Origin of the sequence: Streptomyces sp. NPDC096205, assembly GCF_044763135.1 — a bacterium.
Lineage (GTDB): Bacteria > Actinomycetota > Actinomycetes > Streptomycetales > Streptomycetaceae > Streptomyces.
In genome coordinates, this window is record NZ_JBIWFS010000002.1 from 1,275,007 (window position 1) to 1,290,966 (window position 15,960).

Here is a 15,960-nt window from a genome sequence, read left to right on the forward strand (position 1 = left end):
GTGGTGCTCACCAGCCCAGTTCGTTCGCGGTGGTCTCGGCTATCGCCGGGGAACAGGTCATGCCGCGCCCGCCGGGCCCGGTGACCAGCCACACCCCGTCGCGCACCCGCTGGCGGTGCACCACACGGGAGGTGTCGGTGCACTGCGCGTACACACCCGCCCAACGGCGCCGGACCTTCGGCAGCGGGCGGCCGAGGAAGGACTCGACGACCTCGGTGAGGTGGTCGTAGGGGTCCTCGACGGTGTCGAAGGCGAAGGGGTGCTCGTACTCGTGGGTGTCGCCGATGGTGAGCCCGCCGTCGGCGCGCTGGACCATGAGCAGCTGCATACGGTGGTCCGCGGCCGTCCTCGCCTGCGGCTGACCGGCGTTGAGGGCGTCGAGTGCCGTGGATGCGTACGCCGGGTAGTAGCGGAAGCTGTCGGCGTCGGCGACCGAGGTGGTCAGGGGCTCGCCGAGCGGGTCGGTCTGCATCATCTGGAGGCGGACGCGGCGCACGGGCAGGTCGGGGCCGGCTACTTCGCGGACCAGGCCGCCGAGCCAGGCGCCGGTGCACAGGAGGACGGCGTCGCCGTGATGCACGTCGCCGTGGTCGTCGCGTACGGCGTTCTCGCCGACGACGTCACGGACCTCGCGGCCGGGCAGAAAGCGGTAGTTCGGCGACTTCTGCAGCTCGGCGCGCAGGGCGAGCTGGGCGGTGCGGGGTTCGACGGCCGCGTCGCGCTCGCAGTACAGGGCCGCGGTGAACTCGCCGCGCAGGGCGGGGTTCAGGGCGCGTGCCTCGGCGGGGCCGAGCAGCTTGTAGCCGCGGGCGGTGGCGTCCTCGCGGGCCACGGCCGCCTCGGCGACGGCGAGTTCGAGGTCGCCGCGGACCGGGGTGAGGGAGCCGTTGGGGCGGAAGCCGAGTGCGGGCACCCGGGCGCCGATCTCCTCCCACAGCTCTCTCGCCCGCAGGGCGGTGTCGAGTTCCTCGCCGCCCGCGCGGCCACTGACCCAGATCTGGCCGAAATTGCGCAGGGAGGCACCGCGGGCCTCGGCCTCGCGCTCGATCTGTACGACCTCATGGCCGCGCTGAATTGCGTGCCAGGCGTGCAGGGTGCCCACCACGCCGGCTCCGACGACTATCACTCTCACGGCGGCAACACTCCTCGGGGTCGGGGAACCGGAAGGGTCCGGCTGACAACGAGAGCGTGAACTGGTCATCACGTTTGGGCTAGACCCGTTATGCGTTCGTTATTTTCCGAGAGTGCATCGGAGGGTGATTTTCAGCCGCCGAGGCGGGTGGTGAAGGAGAAGCGGTCGCCGCGGAAGAGGGTGCGGACCCGCTCCAGGGGGCGGCCCTCGGTGTCCCGCGAGATCCGGTGGATCAGGAGCATGGGCAGGGCGGGCGGGGTGCCGATGAGGAGGGCCTCGCGCGGGGTGGCCAGGACGGTCTCGATGCGCTCGTCGGCGTCGCCGAAGGTGATGCCCCGGGCGTCGAGGTAGGCATAGAAGGAGGAGTCGGGTTCGAAGCCGGTGTCCAGGTCGGGCACGCGCCCGACGGCGACGTAGGTGCTCTCCAGGCCGACCCGCTCGTCGTCGGCGAGCAGCACGCGCTCCATGTGCCAGACGGGCTCGCCCCGGCTGAGCCCGGTCTCGGCGGCGAGGGCCTCCGGGCAGGGAAAGCGGTCGAGACCGACGAGGTGCCGGCCCGGGGTGCGGCCCTGCCGCCGTACGCCCTCGGTGTAGCTGGCGAGGGACAGCGGTTGTTCCAGTTTGGGCCCCGCGACGACGGTGCCGCGGCCCCTGCGGCGCAGCTTGCCCTCAAGGACCAGCTCGCGGATGGCCTGCCGCAGGGTCTCGCGGGCGACCTCGTACCGCTCGGACAGGTCGCGCTCGGTGGGCAGCGGGGCGCCCTCCTGGAGCTCCTCGACGAGTCGGTCGAGCTGGGCCTTGACCGCGTAGTACTTGGGGATACGGCCATGCTCGGGGATGCCGCGGCGGACGGGGGCGCCGGGGGCCTGGTCGTTCGGGTAGTCCACGAAATGATCGTCGCAGACGGCGCGTGGCGGCCCACCGCAGGGCCGGGCTCCTGTCAGCGGCCGTTCCTGCGGTGTCGCAGCGCGGCTCCCGCGGCCAGCAGCAGGGCCGCGGTCGCGAGGGCGGCGGGCAGTGCGGTGGGTCCGGTGCGGGCGAGTTCTCCTACGGAGGGGAGGCGGTCGGAGCGGGGGTCGGCGGGAGGGGACGGGTCCGCCGGATCGGTAGGGCCGGTGGGGTCGGTGGAGCCGGAATCCGTGGGCTCGGTGGAGTCCGTGGCGTCCGGGTCGGTGCCGATGGTGAAGCGGTAGTCGTTCGAGTGGCCGACCCAGTCCCCGTCGTCGTCCCGGCGCTGTACGACGGCTGCGGTGGCGGTGACCTCGTTCGGCACGGTGCCCTCGGCGAGCGCGAACCGCACCTTCACCGTGAGCGTCCTTCCCGGACCCACGCTGAACCCCGGGAACTTCGCGGCGTCGTCGGCGAACGCCCCGACCAGCTCGTCCTCGTCCGTGGCCTCGAACCGCACCCGGTGCGGGCGGCCTCCGGCGTAGAAGTCCAGGCGCGGCTGGCCCGGCCGCAGGGCACGTTCCTCGTCGGTCAGCACGACCACCGGGTGAATGCCGGTGCAGATGCGGTCGGTCGTGTTGGTCAGCACCAGCGACCAGACACCGGGCGCCCCGCCCGGTTCGTAGGTCTCGGGGCCGCCGTGGATACGGGTGGTGAGGGGAAAGGCACGCCCCTCCTGCGCCGCGCACGCCGGACCGGCCTCGACGGCCTGTGCGGGGGCCGGCACACCGAGAAGCCCGGCGGCGGCTGCGGCTGCGGCTCCGGCTGCCGCGAGGCGGAGGGCGGGGGGTGAGGATGGGCGCATTCGTCGCATGAACACATGAGCATGACGGGCGGGGTGGGGGCGGGGCGGGTGCCGCACCGCGGGTGTGGGGGAGTGCGCTCGGTCGGGGGAGGGGGTTGCTGTAGGTGGAGGAGGAGGGGTTGCGGTGGGGTGGGCGGCATCCTCCGCGCATTGCAGGCCGGGGGCGGCCTCTCCAGATGCCGCCGGGGGCGGGGGCAGCTTGCCGTGCAGGGGCCGGTTCGTGTGCTTCAGGCGCCGGGGCGGCCGACGGGGGCGAGGAGCAGTTGGGCGGCGTCCCTCGCAAGTGCCACCAGGGGCGCCCTCCGCGGATGCCGTCAGGGCGGGGCAACTTGCCGTACCGGGGCCGGTTTCCGCGTGTCAGGCGTCGGCCCGGCCGAACAGGGGGGCCAGGAGCAGTTGGGCCGCGCCCTCCGCGACGCCGCGGGTGCCGCCGGGGGCGAGGCGAACGGGGACCGGGGAGCCGGGGCCGCCGCCGCGCCGGGCGTGGGCGTCGAGGACCGCGCCGACACCCCGTACGAAGGCGTCGGGCGCGGCGGCGACGGTGCGGCCGCCGAGCAGTACGAGGTCGATGTCCAGCAGCCCGACGACGTTGGCGGCGCCGACCCCGAGCACCCGGGCCGCCTCGGCGACCTCGCCGCGGGCGACGGCGTCCAGGCACAGCACCTCGACGCAGCCGCGGTTGCCGCAGGGGCAGGGCGGGCCGTCGAGGGCGACGACCTGGTGGCCGAACTCCCCCGCCCCCGTGCGGACACCCCGGTGCACGGCCCCGCCGATGACCAGGCCGGCCCCCAGCCCCGTACCGAGGTGGAGATAGGCGAAGGACCCGCCCTCACCGGACGCGGCGAGGCCGAGGGCGGCCGCGTTGGTGTCCTTGTCCACCACCACCGGCACCCCGAGCCGAGCCGCGAGCGCGTCCCGCAACGGAAACCCGTCCCACTCCGGGAACCCGGTCACGCGGTGCAGCACGCCGCTGGTGTGGTCGAGGGGGCCGGGCAGGGCGACCCCGAGCCCGAGGAGGGTGGGCCTCTCGGCGAGGGACTCCACCCCGGCCAGCGCGGCCGCCTCCCGGCCCACCGCCTCCAGGACGGCCTCGGCACCCGCGCCCAGGTCCAGAGCCGTGCGCCGCTCCCCCACCACCTCCCCCGCGAGGTCGACCAGCACCGCGCGGAGCTCGTCACGGTCGAGGTGGATGCCGATCGCGTGCCCGGCCCCGGGCACCAGCCGCAGCACGGTACGAGGCTTGCCTCCCGTGGAGGCCCTGCGCCCGGCCTCCTCCGCCAGCCCGTCCTCCCGCAACCGCGCGGTGATCTTGCTGACGGCCTGCGGTGTCAGCCCCGTCCGCTCGGCCAGCTCCAGCCGGCTGATCCCGTCCCTCCCGGCCGCCCGCAGGAGCCCGAGCACGAGCGCGGTGTTGTGACTGCGCAGGGCGGGGAGATTCGCCCCCGCAGCACGGCGGGCTCCGCCGACCCGACCGACTGTTCCTGGAGTGTGCCGCACAGCGGCCCCCTCAGGACCACTCACTCCGCCCCCTCCGTCCACACCCACAACCACACCCGCCTCCGCCCGTATCACACCCCCCATTCTCCCCCGCGCTTGCACTTTGGCAACAGCGTTGCGAAAGTGGGCTGCATGACTGGTCGCACTCCTCCCCTCGGCAGCTCCTCCGCCCCCCTGCGCGTGGGCCTCGTCGGATACGGCCTGGCCGGGTCCGTGTTCCATGCCCCGTTGATCGCGGCCACCGAGGGCCTCGCTCTCGACACGGTCGTCACGTCGAACCCCGAGCGGCAGGAGCAGGCGCGCGCCGAGTTCCCGGACGTACGCGTCGCCGCAAGCGCGGACGACCTCCTCGCCCGTGCCGACGAGCTGGACCTCGTCGTGATCGCCTCGCCCAACAAGACGCACGTCCCGCTGGCCACGGCCGCCCTCAAGGCGGGCCTCCCCGTCGTGGTGGACAAGCCGATCGCCGGCACCGCGGCGGAGGCGCGCGAACTGGCGGCGCTCACCGAGGAGCGCGGCCTGCTGCTGTCCGTGTTCCAGAACCGCCGCTGGGACAACGACTTCCTCACCCTGCGGGGGCTGATGGAGGACGGCGAGCTGGGCGACGTATGGCGCTTCGAGTCCCGCTTCGAGCGCTGGCGCCCGCAACTCAAGGGCGGCTGGCGGGAGTCCGGCGACCCGGCGGAGATCGGCGGACTGCTGTACGACCTCGGCAGCCATGTCGTCGACCAGGCACTGGTCCTCTTCGGCCCGGCCACCCACGTATACGCCGAGTCGGACGTCCGGCGCGCGGGCGCGCAGGCCGACGACGACACCTTCATCGCGATCACGCACGCCGGCGGCGTCCGCTCCCACCTCTACGTCTCGGCGACCACCGCCCAGCTCGGCCCCCGCTTCCGGGTCCTCGGCTCGCAGGCCGGTTACGTCAAGTACGGCCTGGACCCGCAGGAGGCGGCCCTGCGCGAAGGCGCCCGCCCCGGCGACGGCACCGAGTGGGGCACGGAGCCCGAGGCGATGTGGGGCCGCCTCGGGTCCGGCGAGTCCCCGCTGACCGGCGGCGGCCGCCCCGTGCCGACCCTGCCCGGCGACTACCCGGCGTACTACGCTGCCGTCGCCGCCGCCCTGCGCGACGGCGCCCCGAACCCGGTGACCGCTCTGGAGGCGGCCGCCGCCCTCGACGTACTGGAAGCGGCCCGCCGTTCGGCCCGAGACGGAGTGGTGGTCTCTCTCTGATGAACACGCACAGCACGCACAAGCCGGCCATGACCCCGAAGATCACCCCGGAGCTCACCCCCGGCATCGAGGAGCTGGAGGCGCAGGAACGCCGCCTGGTCTTCCGGGAGTTCACCGCCGACGACGCCTGGCGGCTCGGCTCGCTCCTGGTGGAGCTGGCCCGCGAGCGGCAGGCGCCGGTCGCGATCGACATCCACCGCGCCGGCCAGCAGCTGTTCCACGCCGCGCTGCCGGGCGCCACGCCCGACAACGACGCCTGGATCGCCCGCAAGCGCCGGGTCGTGGAGCGCTACCACTCCTCCTCCTACCTCGTCGGCGCCCGCTTCCGCGCCAAGGGCACCACCTTCGAGGACTCCTCCCGCCTGGACCCGGACACGTACGCGGCCCACGGCGGCTCCTTCCCGATCAACGTCGAGGGCGTCGGCGTGATCGGCGCGGTGACGGTCTCGGGCCTGCCGCAGCTCCAGGACCACCGGTTCGTGGTCGAGGCGCTGGAGGAGTTCCTGAAAGTCTGACGGCCGAGGATGACTCCGGAGGGCCGGCGGCGTTGGGATGTCCGCGGGAACCGCAGGGTTCCGCCGAGACAGCAGCACTCACCGCCGCCCCCGGAGAGGTCGCCCGATGAACCCGACGAAACAAAGCGTTGGCCGGTACGGCATCTGGAGCATCGGCCTGCGCGCGGAGGACCCGGCCCGCCGCTCCGAACAGGCCGAAGCCGCCGCCGAGTTGGAGCAGCTCGGCTACGGCGCCCTGTGGCTGGGCAGCAACAGCACCGCCCGCCACGCCGCACCCCTGCTGGCGGCCACCGGGCGGATCGCGGTGGGCACCAGCATCCAGAACATCTGGCAGTACGAGGCACCCGTCTCGGCCGCCGCCTTCGCGCAGGTCGACGCCGCCCACCCGGGCCGGTTCGTGCTGGGCCTGGGCGTGGGGCACGGCGGGGCCCCGAAGCCGTTCCGGGGCCCGGTGTCCGCCCTGGCCGCCTACCTCGACGCCCTTGACGCGGCAGGCGTCCCCGCGGACCGCAGGGTCGTCGCCGCGATCGGCCCGCGCGCCCTGCGTCTGGTCCGCGAGCGCGCCGCGGGCACGGTGCCGTATCTCGTCACCCCCGACTACACGGCCGCCGCCCGCGAGACCCTGGGCGAGGGCCCCCTGCTCGCCCCGGAGCTGAAGGTCGTCCCCGAGTCGGACCCGGCCCGGGCCCGCACGCTCGCCCGCGCCTTCCTCGCCCCGTACCTCACCCTGCCCAACTACACGTCCAACTTCCTGCGCCACGGCTTCACCGAGGACGACCTGCGCGGCGGAGGCAGCGACCGCCTGGTCGACTCGGTGTTCGCCTGGGGCACGCAGGACGCGATCCGCGACCGGATCAACGCGTTCCTGGACGCGGGCGCGGACCACGTGGCCCTCCAGGTGGTGGACGGCAACCCGCGGGAGAGCCTGCCGAGGGAGACCTGGCGCCGCCTGGCGACCCTGCTCGGGTGAGGCACCCCGCGGCCCCGCCCCGTCAGGCGTCCTTCAACTCCTGCCGCTGCCGCCCGAGCCCGTCGACCTCCAGCTCCACGACATCCCCGGCCCGCAGATACGGCTTGGGCTCGGGCTGCCCCATGGCCACCCCCGCGGGCGTCCCGGTGTTGATGACGTCCCCGGGGTACAGCGTCATGAACTGACTTACGTACCGCACGACCTCCCCCACGGGGAAGATCTGCTCGGCGGTCGTGCCGTCCTGCTTCAACTCCCCGTTCACCCACAGCCGCAGACCCAGCCGCTGCGGATCGGGAACCTCGTCCGCGGTCACCAGCCAGGGCCCCAAGGGGTTGAACGTCTCGCAGTTCTTCCCCTTGTCCCAGGTCCCGCCCCGCTCGATCTGGAACTCCCGCTCGGACACGTCGTGCGCGACGGCGTACCCGGCGACATGCGCGAGCCCCTCCTCCGCGGAGTCGAGGTAGCGGGCCGTACGCCCGATGACGACCGCGAGTTCGACCTCCCAGTCGGTCTTCGCCGATTTCCGCGGTACGAGGACGGTGTCGTACGGCCCCACCACCGTGTCCGCCGCCTTGAAGAAGACGACCGGCTCGGCGGGCGGCTCGGCCCCGGTCTCGCGGGCGTGGTCGTGGTAGTTCAGCCCGATGCACACGATCTTGCCGATGCGCCCCACCGGCGGCCCGACCCGCAGGCCGGTCGCGTCCAGCACGGGCAGCTCACCGGAGTCGGCGGCGGCCCGGACGCGGCCCAGCGCGGCGTCGTCGGCGAGCAGCGGTCCGTCGATGTCCGGGACGATCCCCGACAGGTCCCGCAGGGTTCCCTCGGCGTCCAGCAGAGCGGGTCGCTCCGCTCCGGCCGTCCCGACACGCAGCAGCTTCATGATCACAATCTCCTTCGATCGCGTTCGCCCCGCCGATGTGTGCAGCCATCTCAGGACTTGGCCGATCCTCCAAGCTCACCGTCCACTCCGCAAGACCCGGTTCACGTACTGGACCGTAGCGCTACGCCGGGTACAGCAGGGCGCGCTCCACCGCGCTCCAGGCCGTGCTGGTCACGACGTACAGCGCGGCCGCGAGCGGTACGACGGCGACGGTGACCAGGGTGAAGAAGGACAGGAACGGCATGACCTTGGCGACACCCCCGGCACCGGGCGTGCCCGGGGCCCCACTGCCGGCGAGGGCCCCACCGTCGGCCAGGGCCCCGTTACCGGCCAGGGCCGTCCGCGCCCGCCGGAAGTTGAAGACGGCGACGGCCGTAACGACGGCGAACAGCACGACGTACACCAGCCCGGCACCCCCGAAGACCCCACCGGCGGTCAGCGCGTCGGCCCACCGGTCCCCGAGGGGCGCGGCCAGCAGCTGGTGCCCGAGCAGCGCGTTGGGCTCGCCGCCGATGTCGGAGCTGGAGAACAGGTGGTACAGGAGGAAGAACGCGGGCGCCTGCAACAGGCTCGGCAGACAGCCCGACAGCGGCGACACCTTTTCCTCGGCGTGCAGCTCCAGCACGGCCCGCTGCAGCTTCTCGGGGTTCTTCGCGTGCTTCTTCCGCAGCTCGGCGATCCGCGGCTGCAACGCGGCCCGCGCCCGCGCGCCACGCGCCGCGGCCCGCGACAGGGGGTGGACGAGGAGTCGTACGACAGCGGTGAACAGGACGATCGCGGCGGCGGCCGCGGAACCGTGGAACACGGGACCGAGCAGATCGGCGAGCTGCTCGACAAGACTGGCGAAAACGGACATGAAGGCGGACATGGGTGAGCCCTCCGGGGCAGGTCGTGCCGGATGCGGACATGACGGCATGACGACCCGCGCGGGCAGACGTCTTGGGTGAGCTGCTCTACGCGGGGGTCGCCGGGAGGGCGTACCCGGGTGCTCGCGGACGGCGGCGGCCCCGTGCATCCGGGTCGCGTTGCGGCAGGAAGGCCGTACGCCGGTCCCGGTCGCGGATCGCCGTACGCACGCGCGTGGGCGGCACGGACGGCGTGCAGCGCGCCGTGATCACCGCGCAGACGGCGAGCGCGGCCCCGGCCGCGGCGGTCGCGGCGAGCGCGACGGTGGCGTAGAGGCCGCCGGAGTCCAGGAGGGCGGCGGCGAGGCCGAGCACGAGAAGCAGCAGCACGCCGGCATGGCGACGGATCACAGGCTGCTCCCTTCTCACGGCCCCCAGGCTACTGCCCCGGGTCGACGAGGCCGTACCGAGGCCAGCTTTCCCCACACCACGAGGCGGTACGCCGACGAGTACGCGGGCGTGCACGTGGTGAGAGTCAGGTAGTACCCGGGCTCCCGGTACCCCTGCCCGGGATGGACGAGGCTGGCGGGCACCGGCCGCAGGACACCGGAGTCGCGGGGCGAGGTGCGCGCCAGGACGCGGTCGACGACGTACGTGTACGAGGCGAGGGCCGTTTCGACGACGACCCGGTCCCCCTCGCCCACCCGGTCGAGGTGGCGGAACGGCTCCCCGTGGGTGTTGCGATGCCCGGCGAGCGCGAAGTTTCCGGCCTGGCCGGGTTGTTGGGTGCCGGGGTAGTGACCGGCGTACCCGCGGTCGAGGACATCGGCCCGGCGGACGCCTTCGGCGACGGGGACGCGGAGGTGGAGGCGGGGGATGGTGAGGATGGCGTAGGCGGGGAGGTGGGGGGCGGGGGCCGTTGTGGCGGCGGAAGCGACGGGGGCAGGGGTCCCGGGACGGGAACGGGTGGGCGCACGAGTCGGAGAAGCAGGGGGAACCCGGGTGGAGGGATGGGCGGTCCATTGACGCTCGAGGGCCTGGACGGTGCGCTCGGCTCCGGCCCTGGCCTGCCGGTTGGTCCACCACGTCTGATGGACGACGAGAAGCAGCAGGACGACACCGAGGGTGACGAGCAGCTCACCGCCGGCCCGTAAGGCACGGCGGCGCCGTGCGCGGCGGCGGAGGGTGCGGTGCTGGACGACGGGCACGCGCATGGGAGCCTCCCGGGACAGGGACCGCGGGCACGATAAGGGGAAGAGGCAGAGGTCACCAGGGTCGGGAAGGGGTCGGGAAGAGGTCGGGACCCGAGGATCTCTCTCCTTTGTCGGCGCCCGGCAGTACCGTGTGGACCATGCGCCCCGACACGCCCGCCGAGAACGTCGACCACTCCGCCGAAGCGGCACGCCTGGAGCGAACCGCCGGCCTGTACCCCGAGGACGCCGAGGCCCTCCTGCTGCGCGCCGCGGCCCACCTGGAACTGTCCGGCGCCCGCCCCGAGGCGACCGCGCTCTACGACCGCCTGCTGGCGTCGGGAGAGAGCCTGGACGACCCGGCCCTGATCCGCGCCCTGAAAGCGTCGAACCTGTGGGAGTACGGCCACGAGGCCGAGGCCAGGGCGATCATCGAAGGCATCCGCACATCGGCCCCGCGGGACCCGGCCCCGTGGGTGATCGTCGCCGAGGCCCTGGAGTCGCACGACGAGCTGGAGGCGGCGGAGGCGACCTTCACGGAGGCCGCCCGCCTGCTGATCCCCTCGGACCAGGACTCCCCCGCCCAGTCCACGCACCCTCTCCTGTTCGGCCGCCACCGGGTCCGCCGCATGCTGGGCGTCCCCCACGACGACTGGGACACCCTGGCGGACATGCTCCACTCCTCCCCGGTGTCGCTGGACGAACTGCACGACCCGAAGCGTGTCTGGTCCCTGGGCTCGAACAACCCGGCCGAACTGGAGGCGGAGATCACCCGCCTGCGCGCCGAACTGGGCACCTACCGGGAGGCGTTGTCCCGCCCCTTCCCGGTCGCGATCCTCCACTGGCCGGCCCCGGAGTTCGCCGAACTCCTGGAGGCGTACCCGGCCCTCGCGACGGAGTACCCCTCCTACGAGGACCACCTCGCCACCACCGAGTCCGCCCTCCGCGAACTCGCCGCCTCCGGCACGGGCAACCTCGGCATCGTCACGGGCACGGTCCCCTCCTACGAGGCCTTCGCGGCTTCCGAGGGGGCCTCGCCTTCTGACGCGACGCTGCTGCCGCAGTATGCGACGACTCTGGCCGCGCGGGGGCGGGCTGTGGCTTGGCCTCCGGGGCGGGGGGGTGGGTGTTGGTGTGGGTCGGGGCGGGGGTATGGGGAGTGCCATGGGGCGTCAGGGGCCTGAGGATCACAACCCTGCGCTTGACGGATAAGGGGAAAATCCGCCAAGTTCACCGCTCAACCTCACACTATGTCCCACCTTTGCAGTACGGTCACATTTACCTTTCGACCGGAAGGGCTCCCTCCTAGGAAGTGGGGCCCTGAGCTGCGCACTTGAGGAAGCGATGCCCTACGAGCCTGGCACCGTCTGGCAGTACGACGTCCCCACGACCGGAAGCGCACACCTGCCGCCAGACGCAGGCTACGGCCGGGCTCTGACCAACCAGGGCTACGGGTTTGAGGTCGCCGTCGCAGACTTGATCGACAACTCAATCGACGCGGGCGCCGACGAGATCGTCGTTCATTTCCTGCGCGACGCAGAGCGCATACTCACCCTGCTGATCATCGACAACGGCCAGGGCATGGACGAGTCCGGCCTGGACGCGGCGATGACAGTGGGGCGGCGGCGGGACTACGGCGATAGCGCCCTCGGCATGTACGGCACCGGTCTGAAGGCGGCATCGCTCTCTCATGCCTCCTCCCTCACCGTCGTCAGCCGGACCAAGCGCAGCCGTGCGGCGGGCCGCCGCCTCACCGCAGAGGGCATCGCGGACAGCTTCCGATGCGACACGGTTGACCCCCGGTATGCCCAGGACCTCGTCGACCGCTACGACGGAATCATCGAGTGGCACGGCACGGTCGTGCGCTGGGACGGTGTCCGTGCCTTCGAAACGGTCACTCGGGGCCAGAGCGACCAATTCCTTTCGAAGGCGATCTCGCGCCTGGAGACTCACCTGGGCCTCTACCTCCACCGCTTCCTCCAGCAGGGCCTCAAGCTGGACATCGCTGTCTGGGACGTCAGCACCGGTGAGAGCGGCCTCGGTGAGGAGGTGGACCACATCGCCGTGGAAGCGCTGGACCCCTTCGGGTACACGGTCCCCGGCAAGAAGGGCTATCCGAAGGAGTTCACCGCGCCCGTCGAGGGCATCGGGGATATGCGCCTCACCGCCCATATCTGGGCCGCCAAGTCCAAGCAGGCCGGGTTCCGGCAAGTCGGATCTCTCACGGAGAGACAGGGCTTCTACTTTTACCGCAACAACCGCCTTGTGCAGGCGGGCGGTTGGAACGGGTTGCGCAGCCCAGAGGGGCACCTCGTGCTGGCCCGGGTGGCAGTAGACCTCCCGGCCCAGGAGAACAGTGTCCTGAGCCTCGACGTGAAGAAGGAAGGCGTCACCGTCACTCCGGCTTTCACCCTGGGCGTGGAGAAGGCGGTCGATGCCGACGGGCACACCTTCCACCAATACCTTGCAGACGCTGAGAGCGCGTATCGGGACGGGGCGAAGCGAACCGAGATCGTCCGTAAGGCGGTCACGCCTCCCGGCAAGGGCCTGGACCCGAAGGTGAAGCGGGTCATCAAAGAGGAGCTGCCGGAGAAGCCCGGCGAGGAGCCCATCTCCTTCACGTGGGGGACGCTTCCAAGCGACCGCTTCTTCGATCTCGATCGCGAGAACAACAGCGTCATTTTGAATAAGGAGTTCCGGGAAGACTTCAACGACGGCAGGCGTGGCGGAGCCAACGACACTCCGGTGACGAAGACCCTGCTTTACCTCCTCCTTGAGGACTGCTTCGGCCTCGGACGCTGGGAGCGCAGCCGCCAGGACCGCGTGGACTACTGGAACACGATCCTCCTGGCCTCAGCGGAGGCCCACCGCGCGCGACGCATGCAGTCGGTTTCCTGAACTGCCCGCGTCTCTCCGAGGACCCGCTCCCCCTGATCCGTGATTGAGGACTTGCATGAGCTACACCCCCGCCAACGTGCTGCTGGACATCCACACGTCGGCGCTGGCTGGCATGGTGAGCAGCCCCCGCCACTTCGCTAAGTGGGCAGCGCTGGCCGCCGACGAGGACTACCCGGACGCCGACCTGAGCGAAGAGCGCTTCCGGGAAGCCCTGATCAGTGGAGACGAAGCGCTGATCACGCTGTGGAGCCGCCACCTCACTGCCTGGGACTTCGCCGAGGGGCCCCGCTGGGCGCAGGACAGCCCTGCCCGCACTGACGAACGGCGAGCGGCCGTGTATGAGCGGCTCAAGTTCGGAAGTGATCTGCGCAAGACACTCGACACTGCGGTCCCAGTGGCCAAGCTGCCAGGGCCTACGGTGATCACCCGCGAGTTCGCCCCCTGGTACACCCCCGAGCGTGCGGCCGCTCGGTCCTTCTACTGGACGTCGTACGAGCGCAAGCTCCGAGCCAAGGGCTGGCCGGACTCAGCGATCGCAAGTCTGGACGAGGCAAGCCGGGCGGTCGTCGAACGGCTTACTGACCCGGAGCAACCTGCGGCCCGGCAGGCAAAGGGCCTGGTGGTCGGTTATGTGCAGTCCGGCAAAACGGCGAACTTCACCGGCGTCACGGCAAAGGCCATCGACGCTGGCTACCGCCTTGTCATCGTTCTCGGCGGCACGCTCAACCTCCTGCGAGCCCAGACCCAGCGACGCCTCGACATGGAGCTGATCGGCCAGGAGAACATCCTGCGCGGTGCGGATGTCGCGGACATCGACTCCTTGGTGGGCGTGGACTACGTCGGTGACGGGGACGCAGACTGGCCGGACTTCGTGCAGCACGGCGGACGTCCTTCATCCCTGGGCGCCTTCGACATTGAACGCCTGACAACACGCGACAACGACTACAAGAGCCTGGCCCAGGGCATTCGCGCCCTGGAGTTCGAGAAGCGTGAACCAGCACTTCCGCTCTGTGCCCCGGTGAACCTGCACCATGCTGCCGCTCGCATCCTGGTGGTGAAGAAAAACAAGTCGGTCCTCGAGAAGCTGGTCAAGGATCTCAAGCAGATTCACGGCCTGCTCGGAGAGCTCCCGGCTCTGATCATCGACGACGAGTCCGACCAAGCATCGGTCAACACCTCGGACCCTAAGAAGTGGGAGCGCGGCAGCACCGATCGCACCGCGATCAACGGCCTGATCTCCCAGCTCCTGGGGCTCCTGCCGCGGGCGCAGTACGTTGGCTACACCGCAACTCCGTTCGCCAACGTCTTCGTCGATCCGGGCGATGACGCGGACATCTTCCCGAGCGACTTCCTCATCTCGCTTCCCCGTCCCTCCGGATACATGGGCGCCCAGGACTTCCATGACCTGGACTCCTCCATCCCGGTGGACGAGAAGACCTACGCCAACTCACAAGAGAAGACGCATGTCCGGGGCATCTACGAGTCGACCGGCGACCGGCTCCAGGAAGCCATGGACGCCTTCGTGCTCTCTGGTGCCCTGAAGCTCTACCGAGCTGAGCACGGCATCTCCGACGGTCCGTTCCGGCACCACACCATGCTCGTCCATCAGTCAGTGCGGAAGGACGACCACGCCGAACTCGCGCTACGCATCAACACCATGTGGCACGAATCCGGCTACAGCTCCACCGCCGGCCATGAACGCCTGGCCGCCCTATGGCAGTCGGATTTCGCCCCAGTCAGTGAGTCTCGCGCAGCCGACCTGCCGATGCCGGCTACCTATGAGGAGCTGCGCCCGTACGTCAATAAGGCCAAGCAGCGCATCGGCTCAGGGGGACAGCCGGTCGTCGTCGTAAACGGAGACACCGACCGCTACTTCGACCAGCTCGACCTCGACTTCGACCGGACCCCTCATGTCTGGAAAATCCTGGTTGGAGGCACGAAGCTGTCGCGGGGCTTCACCGTGGAGGGCCTCACCGTTACGTACTACCGGCGTACTACGCAGCAGGCGGACACGCTCATGCAGATGGGGCGCTGGTTCGGATTCCGGCCAGGGTACCGGGACCTGGTCCGGCTCTACATCGGGCGCGAAGAACCGTTCGGTCGCGACGGGTCGGTCGATCTGTACGAGGCGTACGAGGGCATCTGCCGGGACGAGGAGACGTTCCGGGAGCAGCTGGCCCAGTACGCCGAGATGGTGGATGGGCAGCCTCAGATCACGCCAATGGAAGTGCCTCCTCTGGTGGCGCAGCACCTTCCGTGGATCAAGCCCTCCGCCCGCAACAAGATGTTCAATGCCGAGCTGGTAGAAATCCGCTCACCCGGCCGCCCCATTGAGCCCGCCTCATACCCCCTGGACAGCTCGGCACTCAAGCGCAACACCGAGCGGTGGCGCCCGCTGCTGGATGCCCTCGTCACAGCGCCTGAGACGTTTATCAATCCGCCGGACGACTCCAGTGCCGTCGCGCGGAAATTCGAGGCTCTGACCGGGGTCGTCGATCACGACGACCTGGTGCGGGTGCTGGCGCAGCTTGAGTGGGAGCGGCCCCGGTACTTCGACCCGCATCTCACCTACCTGCGGCAGCTCGACGGAGCCCTCGCGAAGGTGGCCAACTGGCTGCTCATCTCTCCCCGCCTGTCCTCCGGCAAGCGAGTAGAAGCCAGCATCCTCGGTTCCGTGCCTCTGTCTCTGGTCCGACGGCGTCGGCAAACCGGCAAGACGTCTTTCGGCCGCATCGCCAGCGTCGAACACCGCATGGCGGCGCAGCGCCTCATCGATGAAGCTGCCGCCTCAAGCGGCCACTCCGCCGTAGGGCCCACAACGGGAGTGGTCCTGCTGTATCCCATCGTGGAAGGCAGGGTCAACAGCGACGTGCAGAGCGCCGTCCGCAACGGCTCGGCCGACCCGGCCAAGGTTGTCATGGCCTTCACGCTCATCCCGCCGGCCTCGGCAGTGAGTGCGGACCGCAGGCTGGTGCGGTTCCGTGCGAAGGACTCGCGGTACGGCAACGACGCTACTATCCCGGTTAGCTCGTCCTGAAGGGGAGGGA

14 protein-coding genes are annotated in these 15,960 nt (G+C 71.0%); 6 read left to right on the forward strand and 8 right to left on the reverse strand.

Going from position 1 to position 15,960, the window contains the following annotated elements; genetic code table 11:
• Positions 1–7: 7 nt before the first annotated feature.
• From ACIQ6Y_RS12215 to ACIQ6Y_RS12230, 4 genes are all read right to left on the reverse strand, one after another.
• Positions 8–1,132, reverse strand: coding sequence for a TIGR03364 family FAD-dependent oxidoreductase (locus ACIQ6Y_RS12215; protein ID WP_404036211.1), 1,125 nt, complete (start codon positions 1,130–1,132; stop codon positions 8–10).
• A 131-nt stretch (positions 1,133–1,263) separates the two neighbouring features.
• Entirely contained in the window at positions 1,264–2,019 is a 756-nt protein-coding gene (locus ACIQ6Y_RS12220; RefSeq protein ID WP_404036213.1) for a GntR family transcriptional regulator, read from the reverse strand.
• Positions 2,020–2,072: 53 nt separating this feature from the next.
• Positions 2,073–2,894: a hypothetical protein gene (locus tag ACIQ6Y_RS12225; RefSeq protein ID WP_404036216.1), complete on the reverse strand. Its 822-nt coding sequence runs from the start codon at positions 2,892–2,894 to the stop codon at positions 2,073–2,075.
• 348 nt (positions 2,895–3,242) lie between these two features.
• Complete coding sequence (locus ACIQ6Y_RS12230) at positions 3,243–4,466, reverse strand: ROK family transcriptional regulator (protein ID WP_404036219.1); 1,224 nt, start codon at positions 4,464–4,466, stop codon at positions 3,243–3,245.
• A 48-nt stretch (positions 4,467–4,514) separates the two neighbouring features.
• Here ACIQ6Y_RS12230 and ACIQ6Y_RS12235 point away from each other — a divergent pair, with 48 nt between their 5' ends.
• From ACIQ6Y_RS12235 to ACIQ6Y_RS12245, 3 genes are all read left to right on the forward strand, one after another.
• Positions 4,515–5,615, forward strand: a complete 1,101-nt coding sequence (locus tag ACIQ6Y_RS12235; protein ID WP_404036222.1) for a Gfo/Idh/MocA family oxidoreductase — start codon at positions 4,515–4,517, stop codon at positions 5,613–5,615.
• Positions 5,615–6,130, forward strand: coding sequence for a heme-degrading domain-containing protein (locus ACIQ6Y_RS12240; protein ID WP_404036225.1), 516 nt, complete (start codon positions 5,615–5,617; stop codon positions 6,128–6,130). Before ACIQ6Y_RS12235 ends, ACIQ6Y_RS12240 begins: the two co-directional genes overlap by 1 nt.
• 106 nt (positions 6,131–6,236) lie before the next feature.
• Complete coding sequence (locus tag ACIQ6Y_RS12245; protein ID WP_404036228.1) at positions 6,237–7,100, forward strand: TIGR03620 family F420-dependent LLM class oxidoreductase; 864 nt, start codon at positions 6,237–6,239, stop codon at positions 7,098–7,100.
• Between the two features lie 22 nt (positions 7,101–7,122).
• Here the strand turns inward: ACIQ6Y_RS12245 and ACIQ6Y_RS12250 are convergent, their stop codons facing one another.
• The 4 genes from ACIQ6Y_RS12250 to ACIQ6Y_RS12265 all read right to left on the reverse strand — a co-directional run bounded on the left by ACIQ6Y_RS12250 (position 7,123) and on the right by ACIQ6Y_RS12265 (position 10,039).
• The gene (locus ACIQ6Y_RS12250; RefSeq protein ID WP_404036231.1) at positions 7,123–7,980 is read right to left on the reverse strand and encodes a fumarylacetoacetate hydrolase family protein; all 858 of its coding nucleotides are present in this window, start codon (positions 7,978–7,980) and stop codon (positions 7,123–7,125) included.
• Between the two features lie 121 nt (positions 7,981–8,101).
• Positions 8,102–8,836, reverse strand: coding sequence for a YidC/Oxa1 family membrane protein insertase (locus ACIQ6Y_RS12255; protein WP_404036234.1), 735 nt, complete (start codon positions 8,834–8,836; stop codon positions 8,102–8,104).
• Positions 8,837–8,933: 97 nt separating this feature from the next.
• A complete protein-coding gene (locus tag ACIQ6Y_RS12260) occupies positions 8,934–9,236 on the reverse strand; it encodes a DUF6412 domain-containing protein (RefSeq protein ID WP_404036237.1) in 303 nt (100 codons plus the stop codon).
• Positions 9,237–9,250: 14 nt separating this feature from the next.
• Positions 9,251–10,039 (reverse strand): class E sortase, encoded by a 789-nt coding sequence (locus tag ACIQ6Y_RS12265; protein WP_404036239.1) that lies wholly within the window; start codon positions 10,037–10,039, stop codon positions 9,251–9,253.
• Between the two features lie 137 nt (positions 10,040–10,176).
• On the opposite strand from ACIQ6Y_RS12265, the gene ACIQ6Y_RS12270 reads away from it, so the two are divergent.
• From ACIQ6Y_RS12270 to ACIQ6Y_RS12280, 3 genes are all read left to right on the forward strand, one after another.
• Entirely contained in the window at positions 10,177–11,199 is a 1,023-nt protein-coding gene (locus ACIQ6Y_RS12270) for a YecA family protein (protein WP_404036242.1), read from the forward strand.
• Between the two features lie 160 nt (positions 11,200–11,359).
• A complete protein-coding gene (locus tag ACIQ6Y_RS12275; RefSeq protein WP_404036245.1) occupies positions 11,360–12,913 on the forward strand; it encodes an ATP-binding protein in 1,554 nt (517 codons plus the stop codon).
• Positions 12,914–12,968: 55 nt separating this feature from the next.
• Positions 12,969–15,950, forward strand: coding sequence for a Z1 domain-containing protein (locus tag ACIQ6Y_RS12280; RefSeq protein WP_404036248.1), 2,982 nt, complete (start codon positions 12,969–12,971; stop codon positions 15,948–15,950).
• Positions 15,951–15,960: the final 10 nt, after the last annotated feature.